We start from the raw sequence: 19,943 nt of genomic DNA, 5'->3' as shown, positions 1-19,943 counted from the left end.
ACTGCTTTATAAAATTAATAAATCGATGTACTATCTTTCGGCAAAACTTTCACATGTTTTAAATAACTTGTCACCCTGTCATCATCACCTTGCGGGTATTGATATCCATAAGCGTTAGCAATTTCGTTCGCAACTTCCCTAAATAGATCTCCCATTACAAAGAATGACTGCCATATATTTTCATATTCTGCATTTGAAAATGTCTTTCTAAATTGCTCCCACGTATCTTTTTCAACATATTGCTCGAAATGCTTACCAAACTTTCCGGTATTCACTGTAAAATTTGTTTTCATGCCAATATGCCATTCTATCATTACGATTAACATATCTCGTACAGGGCCTTCAAGCATTCCTTTCGCATAAGAAAATTCCTCTCTCCATAACCCTTTCCCTACATTTGTGCTGCACCACCAAAATTCATTACAGCAATCGAAAAACTCTTTTTCTGTAGGCTTTTTTATAACGTAATCTTTATCACTTGCTGGCGGAAATTCTCCAATACAATTGTCTTTATCCAGTAGTAATTTACTTAAACTATCCTGTCCAATAAATTTATTTATTAAACCCACTGGAACTAGCATTAAATCAATCCGGTTTCCATCCATAAACTGCATTAAATACGGAAATTTCCCGTCTTCATCCGCTGGAACTAACGACATTTCTTCCGGCATTTGCACAATCATTATTTCTCCAAATCTATGAATCAAACTATGATTACACGTAAAAGATTGTATATCTTTTACAACATAAATAATATCATAGTCTTGGAAACAATCTTTTTTCACATTTGGATTCACACGTGACCCATTCATAATGACAGCTCGAATTCTTTCATCCTCTTTTGCTGTATTTATAATTAAGTCTAGCATTTCTTTTTCAGTTCTCATCTATTCCTAACCCCCAATTTTTTATATAAACTTATATTGTTATGTATGTTGGAGGTCCTCGGGCTAACTTTGTTACACACGATACATGTTATAATTTTTGAAACATCTTTTTCATTCCACTTATCTCCTTACATCATTCTTTAACGACTGCCATTACAAATCCATCATACCCTTTACTTCCGACAGTTTGAAGCGCCGTAGCACTTACACGCGGCTCAGCAGCTATTAATTCATAGAATCGGCGTATCCCTTGTACACGAGGATCGCTGCTAGTATTGTCAATAACTTCTCCTTCACGTACTACGTTATCCCCAATAATTACAGTACCAGGGCGTGATAGTTTCATTGCCCATTCAAAATAAGCCGGATTATTTTGTTTATCAGCATCTATGAAAATAAAATCAAATGGTTCATACTTCTCGTTTTCTATTTTCTGTAAAGAATCTAACGCTAATCCTACTCGTATTTCTATTCTATCATTCAAATTGGCACGTTCAATATTGCTCCGTGCAATTTCAGCATGCTTTTCACTTGCTTCTAATGTAACAATTCGCCCTCCAGATGGCAATGCTCTTGCAAGCCATATAGTGCTATATCCGCCTAGAGTGCCAATTTCTAAAATATTACGAGCTCCTTGAATTTGTACTAATAGTTGTAAAAACTTCCCTTGAGTTGGCGATACATCATGTGCCGGCAAATTAGCTGCAGCATTTGCTAGAAGAACTTCTTCTAATGTAGAATCTTTCGGTATTAATACATCACTCATATATTGATCCACAGCCGTCCATTTCTCAATCGTACTCATGTAAATACCATCCCCTTAAAGTTTTTAATACTTTTCTACCATTCATATTTAATTATACCGAAAATTCTGTTTCATATACAAAAAATAAAGAAGGGACACCCATTCCATTACAGAATAGATATCCCTTCTTTATTTATAACTTTAGCCCTTACGGATTAGTAGACCAAAGTCCAGCAGATTTAATAAATGTACGTTTATTTAATTTCAGCTGCGCTACGATAAACTCTGCAATATCTTCTGCTTGCATTACTTTATCAGGGTTTCCATCAGTTAATCCTAAGTCTACAGCCATGTCAGTTGCTACTGTACTTGGAGTTAACGCTGTTACACGAATGTTATGTTTACGAACTTCCATTGCTAACGATTCTGTTAAACCAAGAACACCAAATTTAGAAGCACTATATGCACTTGTTACAGGTGCACCTTTTTGTCCTGCTGTAGATGAAATATTAATAATATCACCAGATTGTTGTTCAATCATGCTTGGTAAAGCGGCGCGGGTTGCATAGTATACACCCATTAAGTTTACTTGAATGATTTTTTCCCAATTAGCAACTTCTAGTTCTAAAAACTTACCGAACTTAGAAATGCCAGCGTTATTAATCAAAATATCGATAGATCCTAAACCATTTTTTAACGTTTCAATTGCAGTAGTCACCTCTTCATATGAAGATACGTCAGCAGTCGCAATAACAGCTTTTACGCCTTCTGCTTCTACTTCTTTCGCAACTGCTTTTAAGTTTTCTTCTGAACGAGCTAAAAGACCAACATTTACGCCTTCTTTCGCTAATGCGATCGCTACAGCGCGACCAATCCCTCTACCTGCTCCTGTAATTAAAGCATTTTTTCCTTGTAATAATTCTGCCAAGTGTAACACTCCTTAATCATCTCAGTTGTTTATTATATTAAAAGTGTATCTATATTTATGCAAAAAGGCAATGATGCACTTTCATGTGCGTAGGTTACTTATAGGTAACTATGGTAATGGTAAATGCATTTTTAAAAAAAATAGTGTTAGAAGGTTCTCCTCCTAACACTATTTTTCTTCATGATTTGGAATACGTACAATAAATTTTGTACCATTCCCTTCCACGCTTTCGAATTTTATTTCTCCTTGATGAAGGTCGAGTACTTTTTTTACAATCGCTAAACCTAGGCCACTTCCTCCATAAGCACGGTTTCGTGAAGAATCCGCTATATAAAAACGCTCAAAAACATGTTGCTTCTGTTCTTCTGATATACCAATTCCCGTATCATGAATACTTACTTCCAGGAACTCCGCATGTTCTTTTAACTGAATTGTAATCGTACCACCACTTGGAGTAAATTTAATACTGTTATGAATTAAATTTATCCATACTTGACTCATACTTTCTTGGTCAGCAGTCATTTGCACTTTTTCTAAATCAAGGTCTAACTCAATTTCTTTTTCAGCCCAAAGCGGTTCACTATTTAATACAACTTGCTTTAACTGCTGATCTAATCGATAAGTCACTCTTTCTGGTACATACTCTTCTGATTCTAAAAGTGTTAACTTTAATAAATTTTGACTCAGTTTAGATAATCTCGTTGTTTCAGTTTCAATAATGGTAAGATAATGCTTTCTTTTTTCAGCTGGCAGATTATCATCTTGTAGCGCTCTAGCAAATCCTTTTATAGAAGTTAATGGTGACTGTATTTCATGAGAAACATTCGATACAAATTCCTGGCGCAGTTTCTCCATCGCATTCAGTTCATCTGTCATATCATTTATACTTTTTACGAGTACTCCAATCTCTCCATCATACTTTTCTTCATTTCGTATTTTTACGGAGAAATCTCCTTTTGCAATTTTTTGTATCGGTTCAATGATCGTCCAAATCATCGCTTCTCGCTTCGGTCTCATTAATATTCCGATCAATACCCAAATAAGAACACTGAATACAAAGCCGACCATATCACTAATTAGAAACGTAACAAAAGGCGATACGTTTATTTCCAAAGCTTTCATTACACTAGACGATACAAAAAAGGCTATAGACCAAATTATAGTAAGAAAAGTAAAGAGCGCTATTATCGCCCCCATTATTTTTAACATCTTCATCTTACTCATTCGTTTTCTTTGTCTCATTTACTTACCTCTAAGCGATACCCTAAACCCCTTATCGTCTTTATATTAAACTTCGATTGCTCTTCTTGAAACTTTTCACGCAACCGATTAATATGAACGTCTAGCGTGCGTTCATTCCCTTCAAAATCATATCCCCATACGTCTTCAATTAATTGCTCTCTTGAACAAGTTCTTCCCGCCTTAGATCCTAATGTAAAGAGTAACTCAAATTCTTTTAGAGGCAATGTGACCGTTTGTTCTCCGGCGTTAACTTCAAATGTTTTACGATTTAACAGTACATTCCCAACTTGAATAGACTGAGATACTGTAATTTGGTAACGTTTCAATAATGCCTTCACTCTCACAACTAATTCTAAAGGATCAAAGGGTTTCACAAGATAATCATCTGTTCCGAGGTGAAACCCTTTTATCTTTTGAGATGTTTCTCCTTTAGCAGTTAGCATCAAAATCGGAATATCATAGTATTTTCTTAATTCAAAACACAAATCAAACCCATCCATATTTGGCATCATAATATCAAGAATCGCCATATCGACTTTCACTTCTTCTATTTTTCGAAGAGCATCTAATCCATCAACGGCCTCATATGTTTGAAAACCTTCTCGTTCCAAAAATACAGAAACAAGTTCTCTAATATGCGGATCATCATCTACAATTAATATTTTAGGTATCAAGGAATCATATCCTTTCTGCTTAACATACTTTTTAGCACTCTAAAATCAACAATCAGTGAAGTGCCCCCTCACTGATTGTTTTCATTCTATAATGCTCCTTCTTTAATTTTCAACTGCTGCATTGCAAATTCACGGTACATGTCATGTGTCCGTAATAACTCATCATGTGAGCCACTTCCTGTAAGATTCCCTTTTTCAATAAAGATAATTTTATCTGCATCGACAACAGTAGAAAGTCTATGCGCAATAACTAAAGTTGTTCTACCTTTCATTAAGTTATTTAACGCCTTCTGAACAACTGATTCCGATTTACTATCAAGACTTGAAGTCGCTTCATCTAACATCAGGATTTGCGGATTTCGTAGTAACGCTCGAGCAATCGCAATTCGCTGTCTTTGCCCTCCAGAAAGCTTCACACCACGCTCTCCAACTTCTGTTGCATATCCACTTGGTAAATCATGAATAAACGCATCAACATACGCCATCGCTGCTACTTTTTCAATTTCTTCGTCAGTCACTTCGCCCTCAACACCGTAGCAAATATTATCACGAATCGTTCCATCAATTAACGGACTATCTTGTGAAACGTAACCAATTTGACGTCGCCATGACTGTAATGAATATGCTGTAATTGGTTCTTTCCCTAATTTTATGAAACCACTAGTCGGCTCATAAAAACGTTCTAACAGCGAGAATAAAGTTGTTTTTCCGCTACCACTTGGTCCTACAATCGCTGTTACTTTTCCAGATTCAATCGTGAAGTCGATATTTTTCAATACTTTCTCTTCTTCGTTATACTCAAAATGTACATTTTCAATAACGATCGGCTGCTTCGCATTTGTAACATTCATACCTGTTTCATGATCTTCTACTTCATATTCTAAAATCGTATTAATTCTTTCGGTTGCACCAATTGCTTTTTGGAACTGAGTAAAGAACATAGATAACTGACTCATCGGCATAATAATTTGAACTAAATACAAAATAAATGCTACAAGTTCACCTGTTGTTAATGCACCGCTAGAAACTCGCATTCCACCATACCCTACGATAATAACAAGCAATGCCATTAAAACAAACGACATAACTGGTGAAATTAATGCTTGTACTTTTCCTTCTTTCAAACCAAATTGCAATAATTTTCGGATACCTGTATTCCCTGTTTCATATTCTTTTTTTTCCGTATTTGAAGATTTCACTAAACGAATTTCTGATAGTACTTGTGTTAATACACTAGTAAAAGAAGCCGTTTCATCTTGAAGTGCTTTTGAAATCTTATACATTTTCCGTCCAAGTGGAACTAAAATTAGTACCGATAACGGAATAACCGTTAAAAGTAAAATTGTCATTTTCCAGTCTAAAACAAATAATACAATTAATGACCCAATAATTGAGATACCGCCTGTTAATAAGTTTGACAAATGCTCAGAAATTAATGTTTTAACAACGCCTGTATCATTTGTCATACGACTAATTGTATCTCCCGTTCTGTTTTGGTCATAATAAGACACTGGTAAAATAAGTACCTTTTTCCACAATCGTTCCCTAAGTCCAGCCACAATTTTTTGTCCAATATAATTCAGTAAATAAATAGACAATCCTGCAGCAATTGTTTGAATAATAAAGAATACAATTAATCCAATAATTTGTCCCGTACTAATTGAGGAAAGCGAAAAATTATCAACTAAACCTTTTGTCAGCATTGGAATAAACAAACTCGCTCCAGTAGAAAGTAAGCTCATTAGTAATGCAAAAATAAGAATGCCTTTCGGTGGATTTGTATCTTGAATGAGACGTAAAAACTGCCTCCAATTTCCTTTTTTCTTTTCTGTATTCCTAACTTCCATTGTCGTTCATCTCCTCGTTATAAACAAAACTATTATCTCTAAAACTAGAATACGCTATAAATGTAAACTGAATGTAAACACACTTTTTATATTTTTACAAAATATCCATATAAACTCATCTTTACAACAAGTGTAAACATCTGATATTATTACCTGGTACTTATTATTCTATGTGAATTATAGACTACGCATAGAATAATAATAACTGATTTTATCAATTAGCTAATTTAAAATACTATATAAATCTCCAGCATTGAAAGGAGTATCCTTTTTGCAAACAAATAAACATTCCGAAAAGGAAACAATCATTTTTATTCATGGATTAGTTGGAAATCGCCGCGCCTTCAAAAAAGAGCATAAACGATTTTCTGCATCCTACAACATTATAACTTATGACTTATTAGGTCACGGTGACGATAAAGGAGAAGCTATCGACTTTTCAATACAGCGCTTGGTAGATCAATTATTGAACTTGTATGAAAAAGAGGGAATTAAAAAGGCTCATATTTGCGCTCTAAGCTATGGCTGTTATATCTCTACGACATTTGCACAAATGCATCCAGAAAAAGTATTGAGCATTTGTCATATTGGTGGACATTATAATAACCCTTCCCGTTTATATAATGTTTTTCAAAAATTTTGGGAAAAACGTGGTGATGAATATTCATCTTGGCTTTCTCAGTATGCTAGTACTATTTTTCCAAGTGGAATACTAAGGGCAAATCCGTTCGCTGTTATTTCACGAAATATCTATTACCGTTTCGGATTACAATTACACTCGTCCATTATTGCTGAGTCATTACGACACCGCTTAGAATTCGACTTGAAATCTAAATTAAAAGCACTTCATCACCCTATATTATGGGTGATGGGAGAACATGATCATCTCTATAAATCGTGTCTCTTTGATTTGAAGTCCATTCTTCCGAACGTTTTATATAAAGAAATTCCATTAGCAGGTCATGCAGCAAACTTATTCCGTCCAAACTATTTTCATGATTTATATGCTAAGTTTTTGCATGGGAATTTGAAATAAAGTCAAGCTTTAATGAGTGGGATTGTCCACCCCCACTCATTATTTGCCCGAACCCCAATGAACTTTGAAGCGGGATAAACACTACTATACTGTTAGTTTATCTAAATATGAAAAAGGCTTCCCAAGTTTCCCTGGAAAGCCTTTTCTCTATACGAAAAGTAGTATATAAACTACTTTTTCTTAGTATGCTTTTGTGTAACCTGTTAGGTGTTTAGCCCAGTAAGAGTTATTAATTGAACTAATTCTTACACCAACATTTTCATTCTCTGCACTAATGAACTGACCGTTCCCTAGGTAAACACCCATGTGAGAAAGACCTGATTTATAAGTGTTAGAGAAGTATACTAAATCACCTGGTTGTGGATTGCTAGTTTTTGTTTTAGAGCTCCAGTATCCAGCAACTGTTTGACGAGCGCCTGAATGACCAGTTTGATTTAATACGTAGTGAATGAATCCACTGCAGTCGAAACCAGCAGTAGTTTGACCACCAAATACATATTTTGAACCATTTAAAGATCTAGCGAATCCAGCGATTGAAGATGTATCTCCACCTGTTGGCGCTGTTGGTTTTTGTACTTGATTAGTACCTTGGTTACCACCAGTAACTACATTGTTCACTCCGCCTTTTACAAACTTAACAAAGTCTGCACTTACGTAGCCTGTACGGCCGTTATGGTTAATTTTGTACCAACCGTTTTCAGCGCCAGTAACGTTTAATACTGTACCGTTCGTTACCCCACCAATTACAGCGTTATATGTAGCTGGGCCTGTACGTACTTTTAAAGCACCCGTGTTAACAACATATGAACCACCAGTTTGAACTGTAGTAGTATTGTTGTTTGTAGTTGGTTGCTGTGTTTCGTTAGATACAGCTGAACCACCTTTTGTTACGAAGTCTTTACTTACGTATCCAGTTCCACCATTGAAGTTAATTTTAAACCAATCTTGAACTTCACCTACAACTTGAACTGTTTTCCCTTTATTTACAGAACCTAAAACAGTATGAGATGCACTTGGGCCTGTACGTACGTTTAGTGAAGAAACGTTTACTGTGTAAGTACCTGTTCCTTGTTGAACAGTAGTTCCTTTATTGCCACCAGTTGTTACGAAGTCCCCACTTACATAACCTGTTTGACCATTTACACTAACTTTGAACCAACCGTTTTCTTGTCCAATTACTTGAAGTACTTGACCTGCTTTTACTTTAGAAATAACGTTATGTCCTGTACCAGCACCTGAACGTACATTTAATACATCAGCTGTTACCGTGTATTTTAATTCAGAAGTTGTTTCTACCTTTTTTGTTTCAGTTACAGTCGTTTGAGTTTGAGTTTGTCCATTAATTTCTTTTAGCGCATCATTTGAAACTTGTGCATGAGCAGAATCCATTCCTGGAACTGCTACGCCTACTACAGATGCTGCTGCTAAACCTGCGATTACTTTTTTCATAAGTTGTCTTTACTTCCTTTCCCTACTATCCTCTTGAGAAAAACTATAAACTTAGTACTTTACAATATTATCAAAGTAAAATATTCATCTAGTTCCATTTTTTAGCAAGAGTTTTATTTTTCACACGTCGTTCATTTTAAACGATTGAGGTGACTTCCGTGTGAACTTCATGTGAACTTTACCATTAAACTGTGTGTTTTTGCAACGATTTTTTCAAACTTCTTATGTATTACATCAAAATTTAAAATTCCATACGTTATTTCAATATAGATTTTACACTTTTTATCTAATATAGAAATTCCATTAATCTAATACTTAAACGCAATATGTTTTTCTAGAAAGTTCTTTTTCATGAGGCACACTCTTATCATGACAAAAAACACTTTATTTATCAATAGTATAATATTTTAAAAAAATGAATTCTCTATACTATGTATGATTTTAAACAAAGTGATGATTTGTAAGATTCCCCCCCCACTCGAAAGCATTCCCATTCCAAAAACACCATTGACTATTTTGTTTCCCTGCTAAATATGGAATTATTAGGGGTTTATTGATAGAATATGTATAATCACATGAAAAGAGGAGTTGCATTCGTGGAAAAAATAATAGACGATCACATAAATAATAATATCGAACTTTACTATGCTCTTACTCACCTATTATCGTTTACAACATTAAAAAAGGTAACAATCATTGAAACAAAGAAAAACGAACTAAAAGAGCAAATGAAAATAATTCAGTACAAAAAACCATACCACGTATAAAAAGGTGAACAGATTTTATCTCTGTTCACCTTTTATTTTTTTATTTTATTTGTAAATTTTCACACGAGTTTCTAATGGCTGATATTCTTTATCTCCTGCAGAAACTACTGGTTTACCAAATGGCATTTGCGCAGTTAACTTCCAGTTTCCAGGTACATCCCATTCTTTCCTTACTTCTTCATCAATCAACGGATTATAATGCTGTAGTGTAGCACCAAAACCTTCAATCTCTAATGCTGTCCAAATCGCAAATTGCAACATTCCAGAAGATTGCTGAGACCATGTAGGAAAATTATCTTTGTATAGTGCAAAGTTCTTTTGCAAACTTTCTACTACTTTACTATCTTCGAAATACAAAACTGTTCCATAGCCACTTTTAAATGCATTCATTTTCTCTTCAGTAGGTGCAAAATTATTTTCAGGTACAATTTTTCGTAACGTTTCTTTCGTAACATTCCATAATTTGTCGTGTTGTTCACCTAGTAATACAACAACTCTTGCACTTTGAGAATTAAAAGCCGAAGGTGTATGTTTCACAGCATGATAAATCACTTCTTGAATTCTTTCATCAGAAACTACTTGCTCTTTACTAATCGCGTAAATAGATCTTCTGTCTTCAATTGCTGAGTAAAAATCTTTTGCCATCACAATTCCCTCCAATTTTTCATTTGAGGCAATATCATATGTACGAAGCATATAACATCTCTTAAACTTATTAATAATAAGTTCTTAACTTTATAATATCAACAAACAAAAACAAACTCAAATGATATCACTTGAGCTTTTACTCCCCATACTCTCAAAAATTTAAAAACAGCTTATTATCACCAACATCAAGGTTCAAATAAACTGTCTGTCTTTTTTTATAGCAATTAACTTACTTCTTCACCTAATTAAGCAATTGAAATGCATAGGACATTAATTTATTTGTTTCTGTAAAACGTTTTGTTTTACTTTTTGTCCCCATAACAACTGTAATAATGCGATTATCGCCTTGTTTTGCAGTACCTGTAAAACAATACCCTGCGCTATCTGTAAATCCTGTTTTTAATCCGTCTATTCCTTCTATATATAAAGCTTTATTATTTTTGTTTAACATCTCATTTGTGTTTGTAACATTAATATTATTAAATGCTAACTGACTTTGACGTAAGTGAGTCACTTCTAATATCTCTGGATAGTCTTTTATAAGATGATACGCTAATTTCGCTACGTCAGCTGCTGTCATTTTTGTTTCACTTCCGTCGGGCTCCTGTAATCCGGAAGCATTCGCGAATTTAGCTTTATCTGACATTTCTAACTGCTGGGCTTTTTCATTCATAAGTTGAACAAAGTTTTTTTCTGTCTTAGCTACATGTTCAGCTAAAGCGACAGCCGAATTATTAGCCGATTCAATCATTAACGCATGATATAAGTCCTTAACAGTTAACGTATCATTTACTTGCATTGGGATTTTTGCACCCTCTGTTTGTGCCGATTTTGCACTTATTTTCACTGGATCTTCCCAGCGGACTTTCCCATTATGTATACTCTCTAAAACGAGATATGCTGTCATCATTTTTGACATACTAGCAGGGGCAACAGCTTCATTTTCATTATTTTGATAAATAACATCTCCATCACTCGCATCGATAATAATAGCTGCTTTTACATCAATTTCTGGTGGTATATATTTTGGTGGAACTACTTTTTCAGATAGCCCTATTTTAGGTAGCTCTGCCACTTGTAAAGGCTGAGTATCTAAACTTGTTTCACTCTTTTGAACTCCTTGAAAAAAGAACCAACATATACCCAGAATTACTACTAATGGGATTGTTAATCTTCCCCATTTTAACTGCTTCATTCTAAAACTCCTTTAGCAAACCTTTTATACACTCATGTTTAACCATAACAACAATTACTTTATATCGTCAAGGTAAAAAGCATATTTATTCATCTACAGCAATTATAATTTCAACCTCTTTCTCTTTTCATGTATGTTACACTAAAAACAACGAAATGTAAGAATATTCAATAACATCTAAGCGCAAAAACACTATATAATAGAAAGGATTTATACAAATGATACTTCCAAAAGCATTAAAATATGGCGATACAATTGGCATCTACTCTCCCTCTTCACCAGTAACCCATACTTCTCCAAAGAGATTTGAGCGAGCAAAATTATACTTACAAAAGAAAGGATTTCATATATTAGAAGGTTCACTAACAGGTCAATATGATTATTATCGTTCAGGGAGCATTAAAGATCGTGCTGAGGAACTAAATGAATTGATTAGAAACCCTAACGTTTCTTGTATCATGTCGACAATTGGGGGAATGAATTCAAATTCATTATTACCTTATATTGATTATGCTTCTTTTCAAGAAAACTCTAAAATAATGATTGGCTATTCAGACGCAACAGCATTATTACTAGGAATTTATGCAAAAACAGGAATTCCTACATTTTATGGTCCAGCACTCGTTCCTTCTTTTGGTGAATTTGAGCCTTTCGTAGATTGCACATACAAATATTTTGCGGATACTTTATTAACTGATCAACACCTTCCTTACGACATAAACCAGCCGTTATTTTGGTCAGATGAATTTATTAATTGGGAAGAAAAAACGAAAGAAAAAGATCTTCGACCGAACAATTGGATTTCAGTAATTGGTGGAAAAGCTACTGGACGTATTATTGGTGGGAATTTAAACACTATACAAGGTATTTGGGGTAGCCCCTATATGCCACATATTCAAGAAGGTGACATTCTCTTTATTGAAGATAGCTCAAAAGATGCAGCTACTATCGAAAGAAGTTTTTCATTACTTAAAATTAACGGCGTTTTTGATAAAGTTTCAGGTATCATCCTTGGAAAACATGAGCAATTTGATGATTGTGGTACAAATAGAAATCCTTACGAAATACTATTAGAAGTATTACAAAATCAAAAGCTTCCTTTTCTAGCCGATTTTGATTGTTGTCATACTCATCCAATGATTACTTTACCAATAGGTATTCAAGTAGAGATGGATGCAACAAATAAAACGATACAAATTATAGAACAGTGGAAAATCTAACTCTACTACCTCTATTATCTTCAACTCTAAAGCTACGTATGGCCTTCTATTGTTTTATATTTTAAAGACAAATTTATAATTAATGTCGGATTAAATGTAATCACCTTAAAAGGCTTGGCATTAAAGCAAGCATCTGCATTAGAATCATTAAGTTATATCATCATTTTAATTTTTAGTTGGTACTTCCTAGGAGAGAAAATAACGAAGCGAAAAATCATTGGCAACATTATTATTGTCATTGGTGTAATCATCTATTGTATACAATAATAAAAAGATCCGTTTATGATAAACGGATCTTTTTATTATTGTCCTAAATTTTGAACCTTATCTTTCAAATCCTGAACTTGTTCTATCGTCTGCATAAGCTCAGAGTTTTTAAACTGCTCTACATTCATTTTTCCTTCCTCTATTTTTTGCATAGAGGTATCAATTAATGTATTTAACTTTTCATTATATCCGACGATTTGCTGGTGAAGATCCTTCGCTACATCCGGTGGTGTTAATTCATTAAAAGCTGGTATATCTTGTTTAATTTCAGTAAGTTTCGTTTCTAGTTCTTTTCGAGCTTCTCCATCATTAACAGTCTTTTCAGCTAATGCTGGCGCTTCATTTGCAAATGCACTTATTTCATTTACATAGTCTGTCGCTTTTTGAGCGTAATCTATGGAGTTCTTCCCTTCCTCCACTAGCGAACATCCCATCAAACCAATTGAAACTACAATTGAAAGTAACATTGTTTTTGTAAACTTCATTTTGACCTCCTAAATAATTGTCATACTTTTATTCATTTATAAACACTTTGTTTTCTTCTTATACACCTTATCACATCATATCTTATTTTTTAATCTTCCTCTTATACATTCTAGAAAAATCATTATTATCCTGTTCAACATGTACCTCGAAACTATCTTCATATAAATATAAAAACAGACATACTTATTTTAAGTACGTCTATTTTCCAGGTAAGTATTACTCCCACTAATTAAAGTTTCTCTTTATCCTCTCACACGCCCTATTACCGTTACAATATCTATGTCTATATGTACACTAATAATATCTTCTATAATGTCCGTATATCCTTGGCCTAAAGGTGTTCCGTAATGTAATACAATCTCTTTTTTTTCATAAACTGACTTCGGTACTGTAAAAATAAATTTCCTCATATTCCGTTCATCAGCAGGCTCCAGAATTAAAACAATGCCATCCTCTTCAAACATATAATCACGCCTTCCAACAATCCATTCACTATGGCTCAAGTATTGCCTTGAAAGGATAGGTTTTAAACACCCTTTCTAACAATATATAACCATTTCATGCTCAACTAGCTTATACAGTCTATATGATTTCACCACAAATACAAAAAACACAAACCTTGAACTATCAAGAATTTGTGTTTTTTGCATTTCATTCTTATATACCTTTATCAAGCTCGTATAACCTACGATATTTCTCATTTTCTTTCAGTAGCTGTTCATGACTACCTTGCATAGCGATTTGGCCACTATCAAGGAAAATAACTTCATCTACATGTTCAATTCCTACAAGATGATGTGTAATCCAAATAACAGTCTTTTCTTCTGTTGCAGAAAACATTGTTTCTATTAAGGCTAATTCTGTTTTAGGGTCTAAACCGATAGTTGGTTCATCAAGTACAATGATTGGTGTTTCTTGCATGAGAGTTCTTGCAAATGCTACCCTTTGCCTTTCTCCGCCAGAAAACCTCTTTCCCATTTCATGCATTTTTGTTTGTAATCCATCAGGAAGAGAAGCAATGTGTGGTGCTAGCTGTGCTTTCTCTAAAGCTTTCCATATCTCTTCATCATTAGCCTCTGGTTTACCGATCCGCACATTATTTCCAATTGTCGTATCGAATAAATGTGGTTTTTGGTTTAATACAGAAATATATTTTGACAGAAAATCCGTATGAGCTTGTTCACCATTCAATATAACTTGGCCACTCACCGGACGTAGTGCCCCAGTTAACAATTTTAGTAAAGTAGATTTCCCTGTTCCACTTCTACCTAAAATAGCAATTTTCTTTCCTGCCTTTATTTGCAATGATACATCTTTTAATACGGATTCATTACTATTCGGGTAATTATACGACACATTACTCAGTTCAATATCTACATGTTTTGGTACAACGTATTCTTTATCTCCAGGTAACTCCTTACCATCATCTAAAGCGGTATCACTTTCTACGCCATTAAGCCGATGAACAGATTCTACATAAGATGGAATTCGATCAATAGCATCTGATACAGGAATAAGCACATTCGTCACAGATAATGTCATTAATACGAATGCTGCGATAACTGTAGGTGCAATTTGTTCACTTGCTGCTTGATTTCCAGTCCACAAAATCATCGAAATAACTACAATACCTACTATTAAATGAATGATACTATCTCGAATATGGTACCAGCGTTTCACTCTCTTTTCTGTCTTTAACAGCTGGACATTTTGCTCTACATACGCATTAATAAATTCATCTTTTCTACCACTCGCCTGCCAATCAGATAACCCAAATACAGCATCTGTCAATTGTTGATACAAACGATTTCTTCCTCGCTTCAAAGCAACATGATGTCGTTTCATCAAAAGTAGTGATACGAATGGAAGAAGAAAAACAATAACAGCTAACATACAAGCTGCGATAAGTGCAAATACTAAGTCAAATGCACCGATAACAAGTACGAAAATGCTATATACAACTAACGCTAATATACTAGGGAATATTGTACGTAAATATAGATTCTGTAAATGTTCTATATCATCAGACAATACACCTAGTACATCACCAGTTTGAAATCTTGAGCGTAAAAATAACGCCTGTGGTTCTACAATTCTATATAGTTTTGTCCTCATTTTTTCTAAAATTCGTAGAACGACGTCATGCCCTACTAAACGCTCTAAATAATGAAAGACAGCTTGCCCTATACTAAACGCACGCGTTGCAACTATAGGAACATATACAACCATTACATTTTCTGGTCTGAGAGCAGATTTAGAAATTAAATAACCTGAAATGAAAAGTAACATCGCACCTGAACTAACTCCAAGAAACCCGAGGAAAATAGTCAACGTCATTCTACCTTTATTTTGCTGTATATGAGGTTTAATCCAGTTACTCATCGCTCTCCCCTCTCTTCCCTATGAAAATGTAATGTCTCATTCTTTAAAAGCTCTTCATATGTTCCACTTTCTTTAATTTCCCCTTTATTTAAAATAAGAATATGATCCATTTGCTTCATCCAATGGAGACGATGCGTTGCAAGAAATACTAACTTACCTTCAAACAGACGTAACATCGATTGCTTTATTTCAAATTCAGTTTCAATATCAAGATGTGCTGTAGGTTCATCTAATAAAATGATTGGCTTTTTACTTAAAAGTGCACGTGCCATAGCGACACGTTGTTCTTGTCCGCCACTAAGCATACGTCCACCTTCTCCAATCCTTTCGTACATCCCATGTGGTAATGATGCAACGAGCGAACGAAGGCCCACTTCATTTATAACTCTCTCAACCTCTTCATCAGGTGTATTCGTTTCATAGAAACAAATATTATCTTTTAACGAAAGTGGAAAAATATAAGGTTGTTGCGGAATATAAGCAATATTTTTTTGCCAATCTTCTCGAGTAGATTCATCAATTTCCACACCATTTACTAACATCTTCCCACCCGAAGGAGGGAGAAATCCTGCTAACACATCGATTAACGTTGATTTCCCTGCCCCACTTTCACCAATAATGCCTATAGCACCGTTACCTTGCCAAGTAAAATCAATTCCCTCTAATATAGCCTTTTCAGATTCATCATTATTTACTTTTACATCTTGTAATTTCAAACTACTAGAAGAATTCCATACTATATCTACATTTGAATCTTTCTTTTCTATTTCTTTTTGTTTCTGTAAAATTTCTTCTATTTGCTCCATTGCAAGTTGTCCATCTAATGTAGCATGATAATTCGCTCCAACTTGTTTTATCGGCAGAAAATATTCCGGCGCTAAAATTAAAATCGTAAGAGCTGGTAACAGTATAATTGTCCCATCTATTAACCGTATCCCTAATCCAACTGCTACAAATGCAATTGATAAACTCGTAAAGAAATCTAATGCAAAAGAAGAAAGAAAAGCAACTCGCAAAGTACGCATCGTTGCTTTTCTATATCGTTTACTTACTTTTTCAATCTTTCCTTCGTGCTGTTTACTTTTCCCTAAATACTTTAATGTTTCTAATCCTTTTAACGTATCTACGAAATGATTAGAAAGTACACGATATGTTTCATATTGGCTATCCGCCATTTTCTGCGCTGCTAATCCTAGAAGGATCATAAATATAATCACAATTGGAATCGTTACAACTAAAATGATTCCAGACTTAATGTCCAGTGTAAAAACATATAGAACAATTAGTCCTGGTACGATACTACTTCTAATCATTTTAGGAATTGTTAATTCAATATAAGTTTTAAATTTCTCAATACCTTCTATCGATAAAGTAACCAGATGGCCAGTCCCATTCGTTTGGACAAATCTCGGCCCTAATGTAAAATATGCTTCTATTAACTGTTTACGTAATGCCAATCCTGTTTTTTCAGCGAAACGCTCAACCAATATTTGCGATGCTCGCACCAACATTTGGCGTGCTGCAAACATGATTCCAAAATAAACAGTTTCATTTAGCACAGCTTGCACTGTTTCTCCTTGAAATAAAAATGTGATTGCTCGTGCTAAAAACACTGTCTGCGCAATGATACTACACGCCTCTAAAATGCTAATAAGACTTAAAGTTACATATAAAACTCGGCTACCAGGATACGACGGAAGTCCTCTTTTTCTTTTCATTAGTACTCCAAATCTTTGTCTGACTTAACAGGTTGTCTAAATACATAGAAACTCCATATTTGACTACCGATAACAAACGGTAAAATAGCAAGAGAGAAATAGCTCATCAGTTTTAATGCATAAGGTCCTGATGCTGCATTATAAATTGTCAAATCATTTACCGCTCCTAATGAGCTAATCATGACACGCGGGAACATACCGATGAACACACTTGCACTTAGCAAAATGATTGTTAAACTTGTCATAAAGAAGGCCCAACCATCTCTTCTTCTTTTATTTAATAAAGTAGAAACAAATAGTGCTACAAAAGCTCCGATCGGAACCATTAGCCACTCTGAACCATGTGCGGTGAAAATATCTGTTTTCCATAACCCTACACCTGCAAAAACAAGCAGTGTTATTAATGCAAAAGGTGCAATCTTTGTTGCGGCAATACGTGCGCGTTCTCGTAATTTTCCTGTTGTACGTATAGTAAGAAATTGTAAACCATGAACAATACATAGAAGAAGAAACATAACTCCTCCAAGTAATGCAAATGGGTGAAGTAATTTCATAAATCCGCCTACCATATTTTTACTTTCATCAATTGGTACACCTGTCATAAAGTTTGCAATTGCAACTCCCCAAAGTATAGGAGGTAGCATGCTTCCAATAAACATGCCCCAATCCCAGAAACTTTTCCACTTATGGTTTTCTATTTTCGCACGGAATTTAAAGGAAACACCTCTTATAATTAATGCAAGAAGCATAAACACAAACGGAATATAGAACCCACTAAATAAAGTTGCATACCAATGCGGAAATGCCGCAAACATAGCGCCACCAGCACAAACAAGCCATACTTCATTAGCGTGCCAAAACGGTCCAATTGTATTTAAATATATACGCTTTTCCAAATCATTCTTTCCTAAAAACCTTGAAACGATTCCTACACCAAAATCGAAACCTTCAAGTACAAAGAAGCCAACGAATAAGGTTGAGATAATTAGAAACCACAACTCATTAAGAGATAACATACTCTTCCTCCTTATCAAATGGATCATGGCTCTGATAATCCTTTTTCGTTTTCTTATTCGCATGTCCTTTAATGATACGAACGAATAAGTAAACAGTAATGCCTCCAATAATTACATATAGTGATGTGAATGAAACAAGAGAGAATAATACTTCTCCAAATGAAACATTTGGAGATACTGCATCTTCTGTTTTCATAACACCGAAGACAACCCAAGGCTGACGTCCCATTTCAGTCATAATCCAACCTACTGTATTTCCGATAAACGGTAGTGCAATTGCATATACCATTAATTTTAAATACCAAGTTTTTTCAGCTAAACGATCTTTTCTTGATAAGAACCAGCCGTACACTCCTAGAAGAAGCATGAATGTTCCACTCATTACCATCGCTCTAAAACTCCAGAACATAGTATGTACTGGCGGAATATAATCTCCAGGTCCATATTTTTCTTCATATTGTTTTTGAATTTGATTCATTCCTTCTACTTGACCGCTAAATTTATCGTATGACAATAGACTTAGCATATAAGGGATTTGAATTTCAAACGAATTTTCTTTCTTCTCTGTATCAATTTTTGCAAATACTGTAAATGGCGCTGGATCCTCACTCGTATTCCATAATGCTTCAGCTGCTGCCATTTTCATCGGATGTGTCTTAATTAAATTTTGCGCTTGTGCATGACCGAAAAATAATACCAATGCTGTTGAAATTGTTCCAACAACGATAGAAACTCGGAAAGACTTCTTAAACACCTCAGTCTCTTGTTGTTTTGCGATTTTCCATGCACTAACACCAGCAATAAAGAATGCGCCTGTTGCAAGTGCCGCTGTAATTGTATGCGGGAATTGCACCCATAGTTGTGGATTTTGAATAATCGCCAAGAAATCATTCATCTGCGCACGTCCATCTGCAGCCATTTCATATCCTACCGGGGACTGCATAAATGCACTTGCAGTTAAAATCCAAAATGCTGATAACATTGTTCCTATTGAAAGGAGCCAAATACATAAAAGGTGAACTCGCTTTGGAAGTTTATCCTCACCGAATACCCATAAACCTAGGAATGTAGACTCAATGAAAAATGCTAATAAACCTTCAATTGCCAATGACGGTCCGAAAACATCACCAACAAAACGTGAATATGTTGACCAGTTCATACCAAACTGAAATTCTTGTAAAATACCTGTTACAACACCTACTGCAAAGTTAACAAGGAATATTTGTGTCCAAAACTTTGTCATTTTCTTATAAACTTCTTGTCCCTTTACCACATACAACGTTTGCATTAACGCAATGATAAAAGCTAAACCAATAGATAGCGGAACGAAAAAGTAATGAAAAATCGTTGTAGATGCAAATTGTATTCGTGCCAATTCGAGCGTTTCCATGCTAAAGTCACTTCCTTCATAATTTTTTATATCGTAATATCGATTG

18 protein-coding genes and 1 pseudogene are annotated in these 19,943 nt (G+C 34.7%); 4 read left to right on the top strand and 15 right to left on the bottom strand.

Annotated features, from left to right (window positions below; genetic code table 11):
- Positions 1–14 precede the first annotated feature (14 nt).
- From MHI07_RS09210 to MHI07_RS09185, 6 genes are all read right to left on the bottom strand, one after another.
- Positions 15–887 carry an aminoglycoside 6-adenylyltransferase gene (locus MHI07_RS09210; protein ID WP_340823218.1) on the bottom strand — a complete coding sequence of 291 codons (873 nt, stop codon included), beginning with the start codon at positions 885–887 and terminating at the stop codon, positions 15–17.
- A gap of 133 nt (positions 888–1,020) precedes the next feature.
- Positions 1,021–1,692, bottom strand: a complete 672-nt coding sequence (locus MHI07_RS09205) for an O-methyltransferase (protein ID WP_002158261.1) — start codon at positions 1,690–1,692, stop codon at positions 1,021–1,023.
- A gap of 148 nt (positions 1,693–1,840) precedes the next feature.
- Positions 1,841–2,560 (bottom strand): 3-ketoacyl-ACP reductase, encoded by a 720-nt coding sequence (locus MHI07_RS09200; RefSeq protein WP_340823215.1) that lies wholly within the window; start codon positions 2,558–2,560, stop codon positions 1,841–1,843.
- Positions 2,561–2,728: 168 nt separating this feature from the next.
- Positions 2,729–3,802 (bottom strand): sensor histidine kinase, encoded by a 1,074-nt coding sequence (gene hitS / locus MHI07_RS09195; protein ID WP_215581364.1) that lies wholly within the window; start codon positions 3,800–3,802, stop codon positions 2,729–2,731.
- Entirely contained in the window at positions 3,799–4,476 is a 678-nt protein-coding gene (gene hitR, locus MHI07_RS09190) for a response regulator transcription factor (RefSeq protein ID WP_215581362.1), read from the bottom strand. The genes hitS and hitR overlap by 4 nt, the downstream gene beginning before the upstream one ends.
- Positions 4,477–4,562: 86 nt before the next feature.
- On the bottom strand, positions 4,563–6,323 hold the full coding sequence (locus MHI07_RS09185) for an ABC transporter ATP-binding protein (RefSeq protein ID WP_340823212.1): 1,761 nt from the start codon (positions 6,321–6,323) through the stop codon (positions 4,563–4,565).
- Positions 6,324–6,594: 271 nt separating this feature from the next.
- Between MHI07_RS09185 and MHI07_RS09180 the strand changes: the two genes are divergently transcribed.
- A complete protein-coding gene (locus MHI07_RS09180) occupies positions 6,595–7,359 on the top strand; it encodes an alpha/beta fold hydrolase (protein ID WP_215581360.1) in 765 nt (254 codons plus the stop codon).
- 180 nt (positions 7,360–7,539) lie between these two features.
- Here the strand turns inward: MHI07_RS09180 and entFM are convergent, their stop codons facing one another.
- Positions 7,540–8,808, bottom strand: coding sequence for an enterotoxin EntFM (gene entFM / locus MHI07_RS09175; RefSeq protein ID WP_340823209.1), 1,269 nt, complete (start codon positions 8,806–8,808; stop codon positions 7,540–7,542).
- 575 nt (positions 8,809–9,383) lie between these two features.
- On the opposite strand from entFM, the gene MHI07_RS09170 reads away from it, so the two are divergent.
- Entirely contained in the window at positions 9,384–9,575 is a 192-nt protein-coding gene (locus MHI07_RS09170; protein WP_033714768.1) for a hypothetical protein, read from the top strand.
- 45 nt (positions 9,576–9,620) lie between these two features.
- On the opposite strand, the gene MHI07_RS09165 is transcribed toward MHI07_RS09170, so the two are convergent.
- A complete protein-coding gene (locus tag MHI07_RS09165; protein WP_033710618.1) occupies positions 9,621–10,220 on the bottom strand; it encodes a nitroreductase family protein in 600 nt (199 codons plus the stop codon).
- A gap of 244 nt (positions 10,221–10,464) precedes the next feature.
- A complete protein-coding gene (locus MHI07_RS09160; protein WP_078173184.1) occupies positions 10,465–11,418 on the bottom strand; it encodes a D-alanyl-D-alanine carboxypeptidase family protein in 954 nt (317 codons plus the stop codon).
- A gap of 218 nt (positions 11,419–11,636) precedes the next feature.
- Here MHI07_RS09160 and MHI07_RS09155 point away from each other — a divergent pair, with 218 nt between their 5' ends.
- Positions 11,637–12,638 carry a S66 family peptidase gene (locus MHI07_RS09155; protein WP_131231269.1) on the top strand — a complete coding sequence of 334 codons (1,002 nt, stop codon included), beginning with the start codon at positions 11,637–11,639 and terminating at the stop codon, positions 12,636–12,638.
- A 69-nt stretch (positions 12,639–12,707) separates the two neighbouring features.
- Positions 12,708–12,905: pseudogene (locus MHI07_RS09150) on the top strand (EamA family transporter); the annotation flags it as partial.
- Between the two features lie 35 nt (positions 12,906–12,940).
- On the opposite strand, the gene MHI07_RS09145 reads toward MHI07_RS09150, so the two are convergent.
- From MHI07_RS09145 to cydA, 6 genes are all read right to left on the bottom strand, one after another.
- Positions 12,941–13,390: a DUF6376 family protein gene (locus MHI07_RS09145; RefSeq protein WP_340823204.1), complete on the bottom strand. Its 450-nt coding sequence runs from the start codon at positions 13,388–13,390 to the stop codon at positions 12,941–12,943.
- A 243-nt stretch (positions 13,391–13,633) separates the two neighbouring features.
- Entirely contained in the window at positions 13,634–13,855 is a 222-nt protein-coding gene (locus MHI07_RS09140) for a hypothetical protein (protein ID WP_002158272.1), read from the bottom strand.
- Between the two features lie 193 nt (positions 13,856–14,048).
- A complete protein-coding gene (gene cydC / locus MHI07_RS09135; protein ID WP_002158273.1) occupies positions 14,049–15,773 on the bottom strand; it encodes a thiol reductant ABC exporter subunit CydC in 1,725 nt (574 codons plus the stop codon).
- A complete protein-coding gene (gene cydD / locus MHI07_RS09130; protein ID WP_078173180.1) occupies positions 15,770–17,491 on the bottom strand; it encodes a thiol reductant ABC exporter subunit CydD in 1,722 nt (573 codons plus the stop codon). Before cydD ends, cydC begins: the two co-directional genes overlap by 4 nt.
- The gene (gene cydB / locus MHI07_RS09125) at positions 17,491–18,507 is read right to left on the bottom strand and encodes a cytochrome d ubiquinol oxidase subunit II (protein ID WP_002158275.1); all 1,017 of its coding nucleotides are present in this window, start codon (positions 18,505–18,507) and stop codon (positions 17,491–17,493) included. The genes cydD and cydB overlap by 1 nt, the downstream gene beginning before the upstream one ends.
- Positions 18,494–19,897 carry a cytochrome ubiquinol oxidase subunit I gene (cydA, locus tag MHI07_RS09120; RefSeq protein ID WP_002158276.1) on the bottom strand — a complete coding sequence of 468 codons (1,404 nt, stop codon included), beginning with the start codon at positions 19,895–19,897 and terminating at the stop codon, positions 18,494–18,496. The genes cydB and cydA overlap by 14 nt, the downstream gene beginning before the upstream one ends.
- Between the last annotated feature and the right edge of the window lie 46 nt (positions 19,898–19,943).

Source organism: Bacillus sp. FSL H8-0545 (assembly GCF_038006105.1).
GTDB lineage: Bacteria > Bacillota > Bacilli > Bacillales > Bacillaceae_G > Bacillus_A > Bacillus_A cereus_U.
Note: the sequence above shows the minus strand (reverse complement) of the source record. Positions and strands in the feature narration are given on the sequence as shown.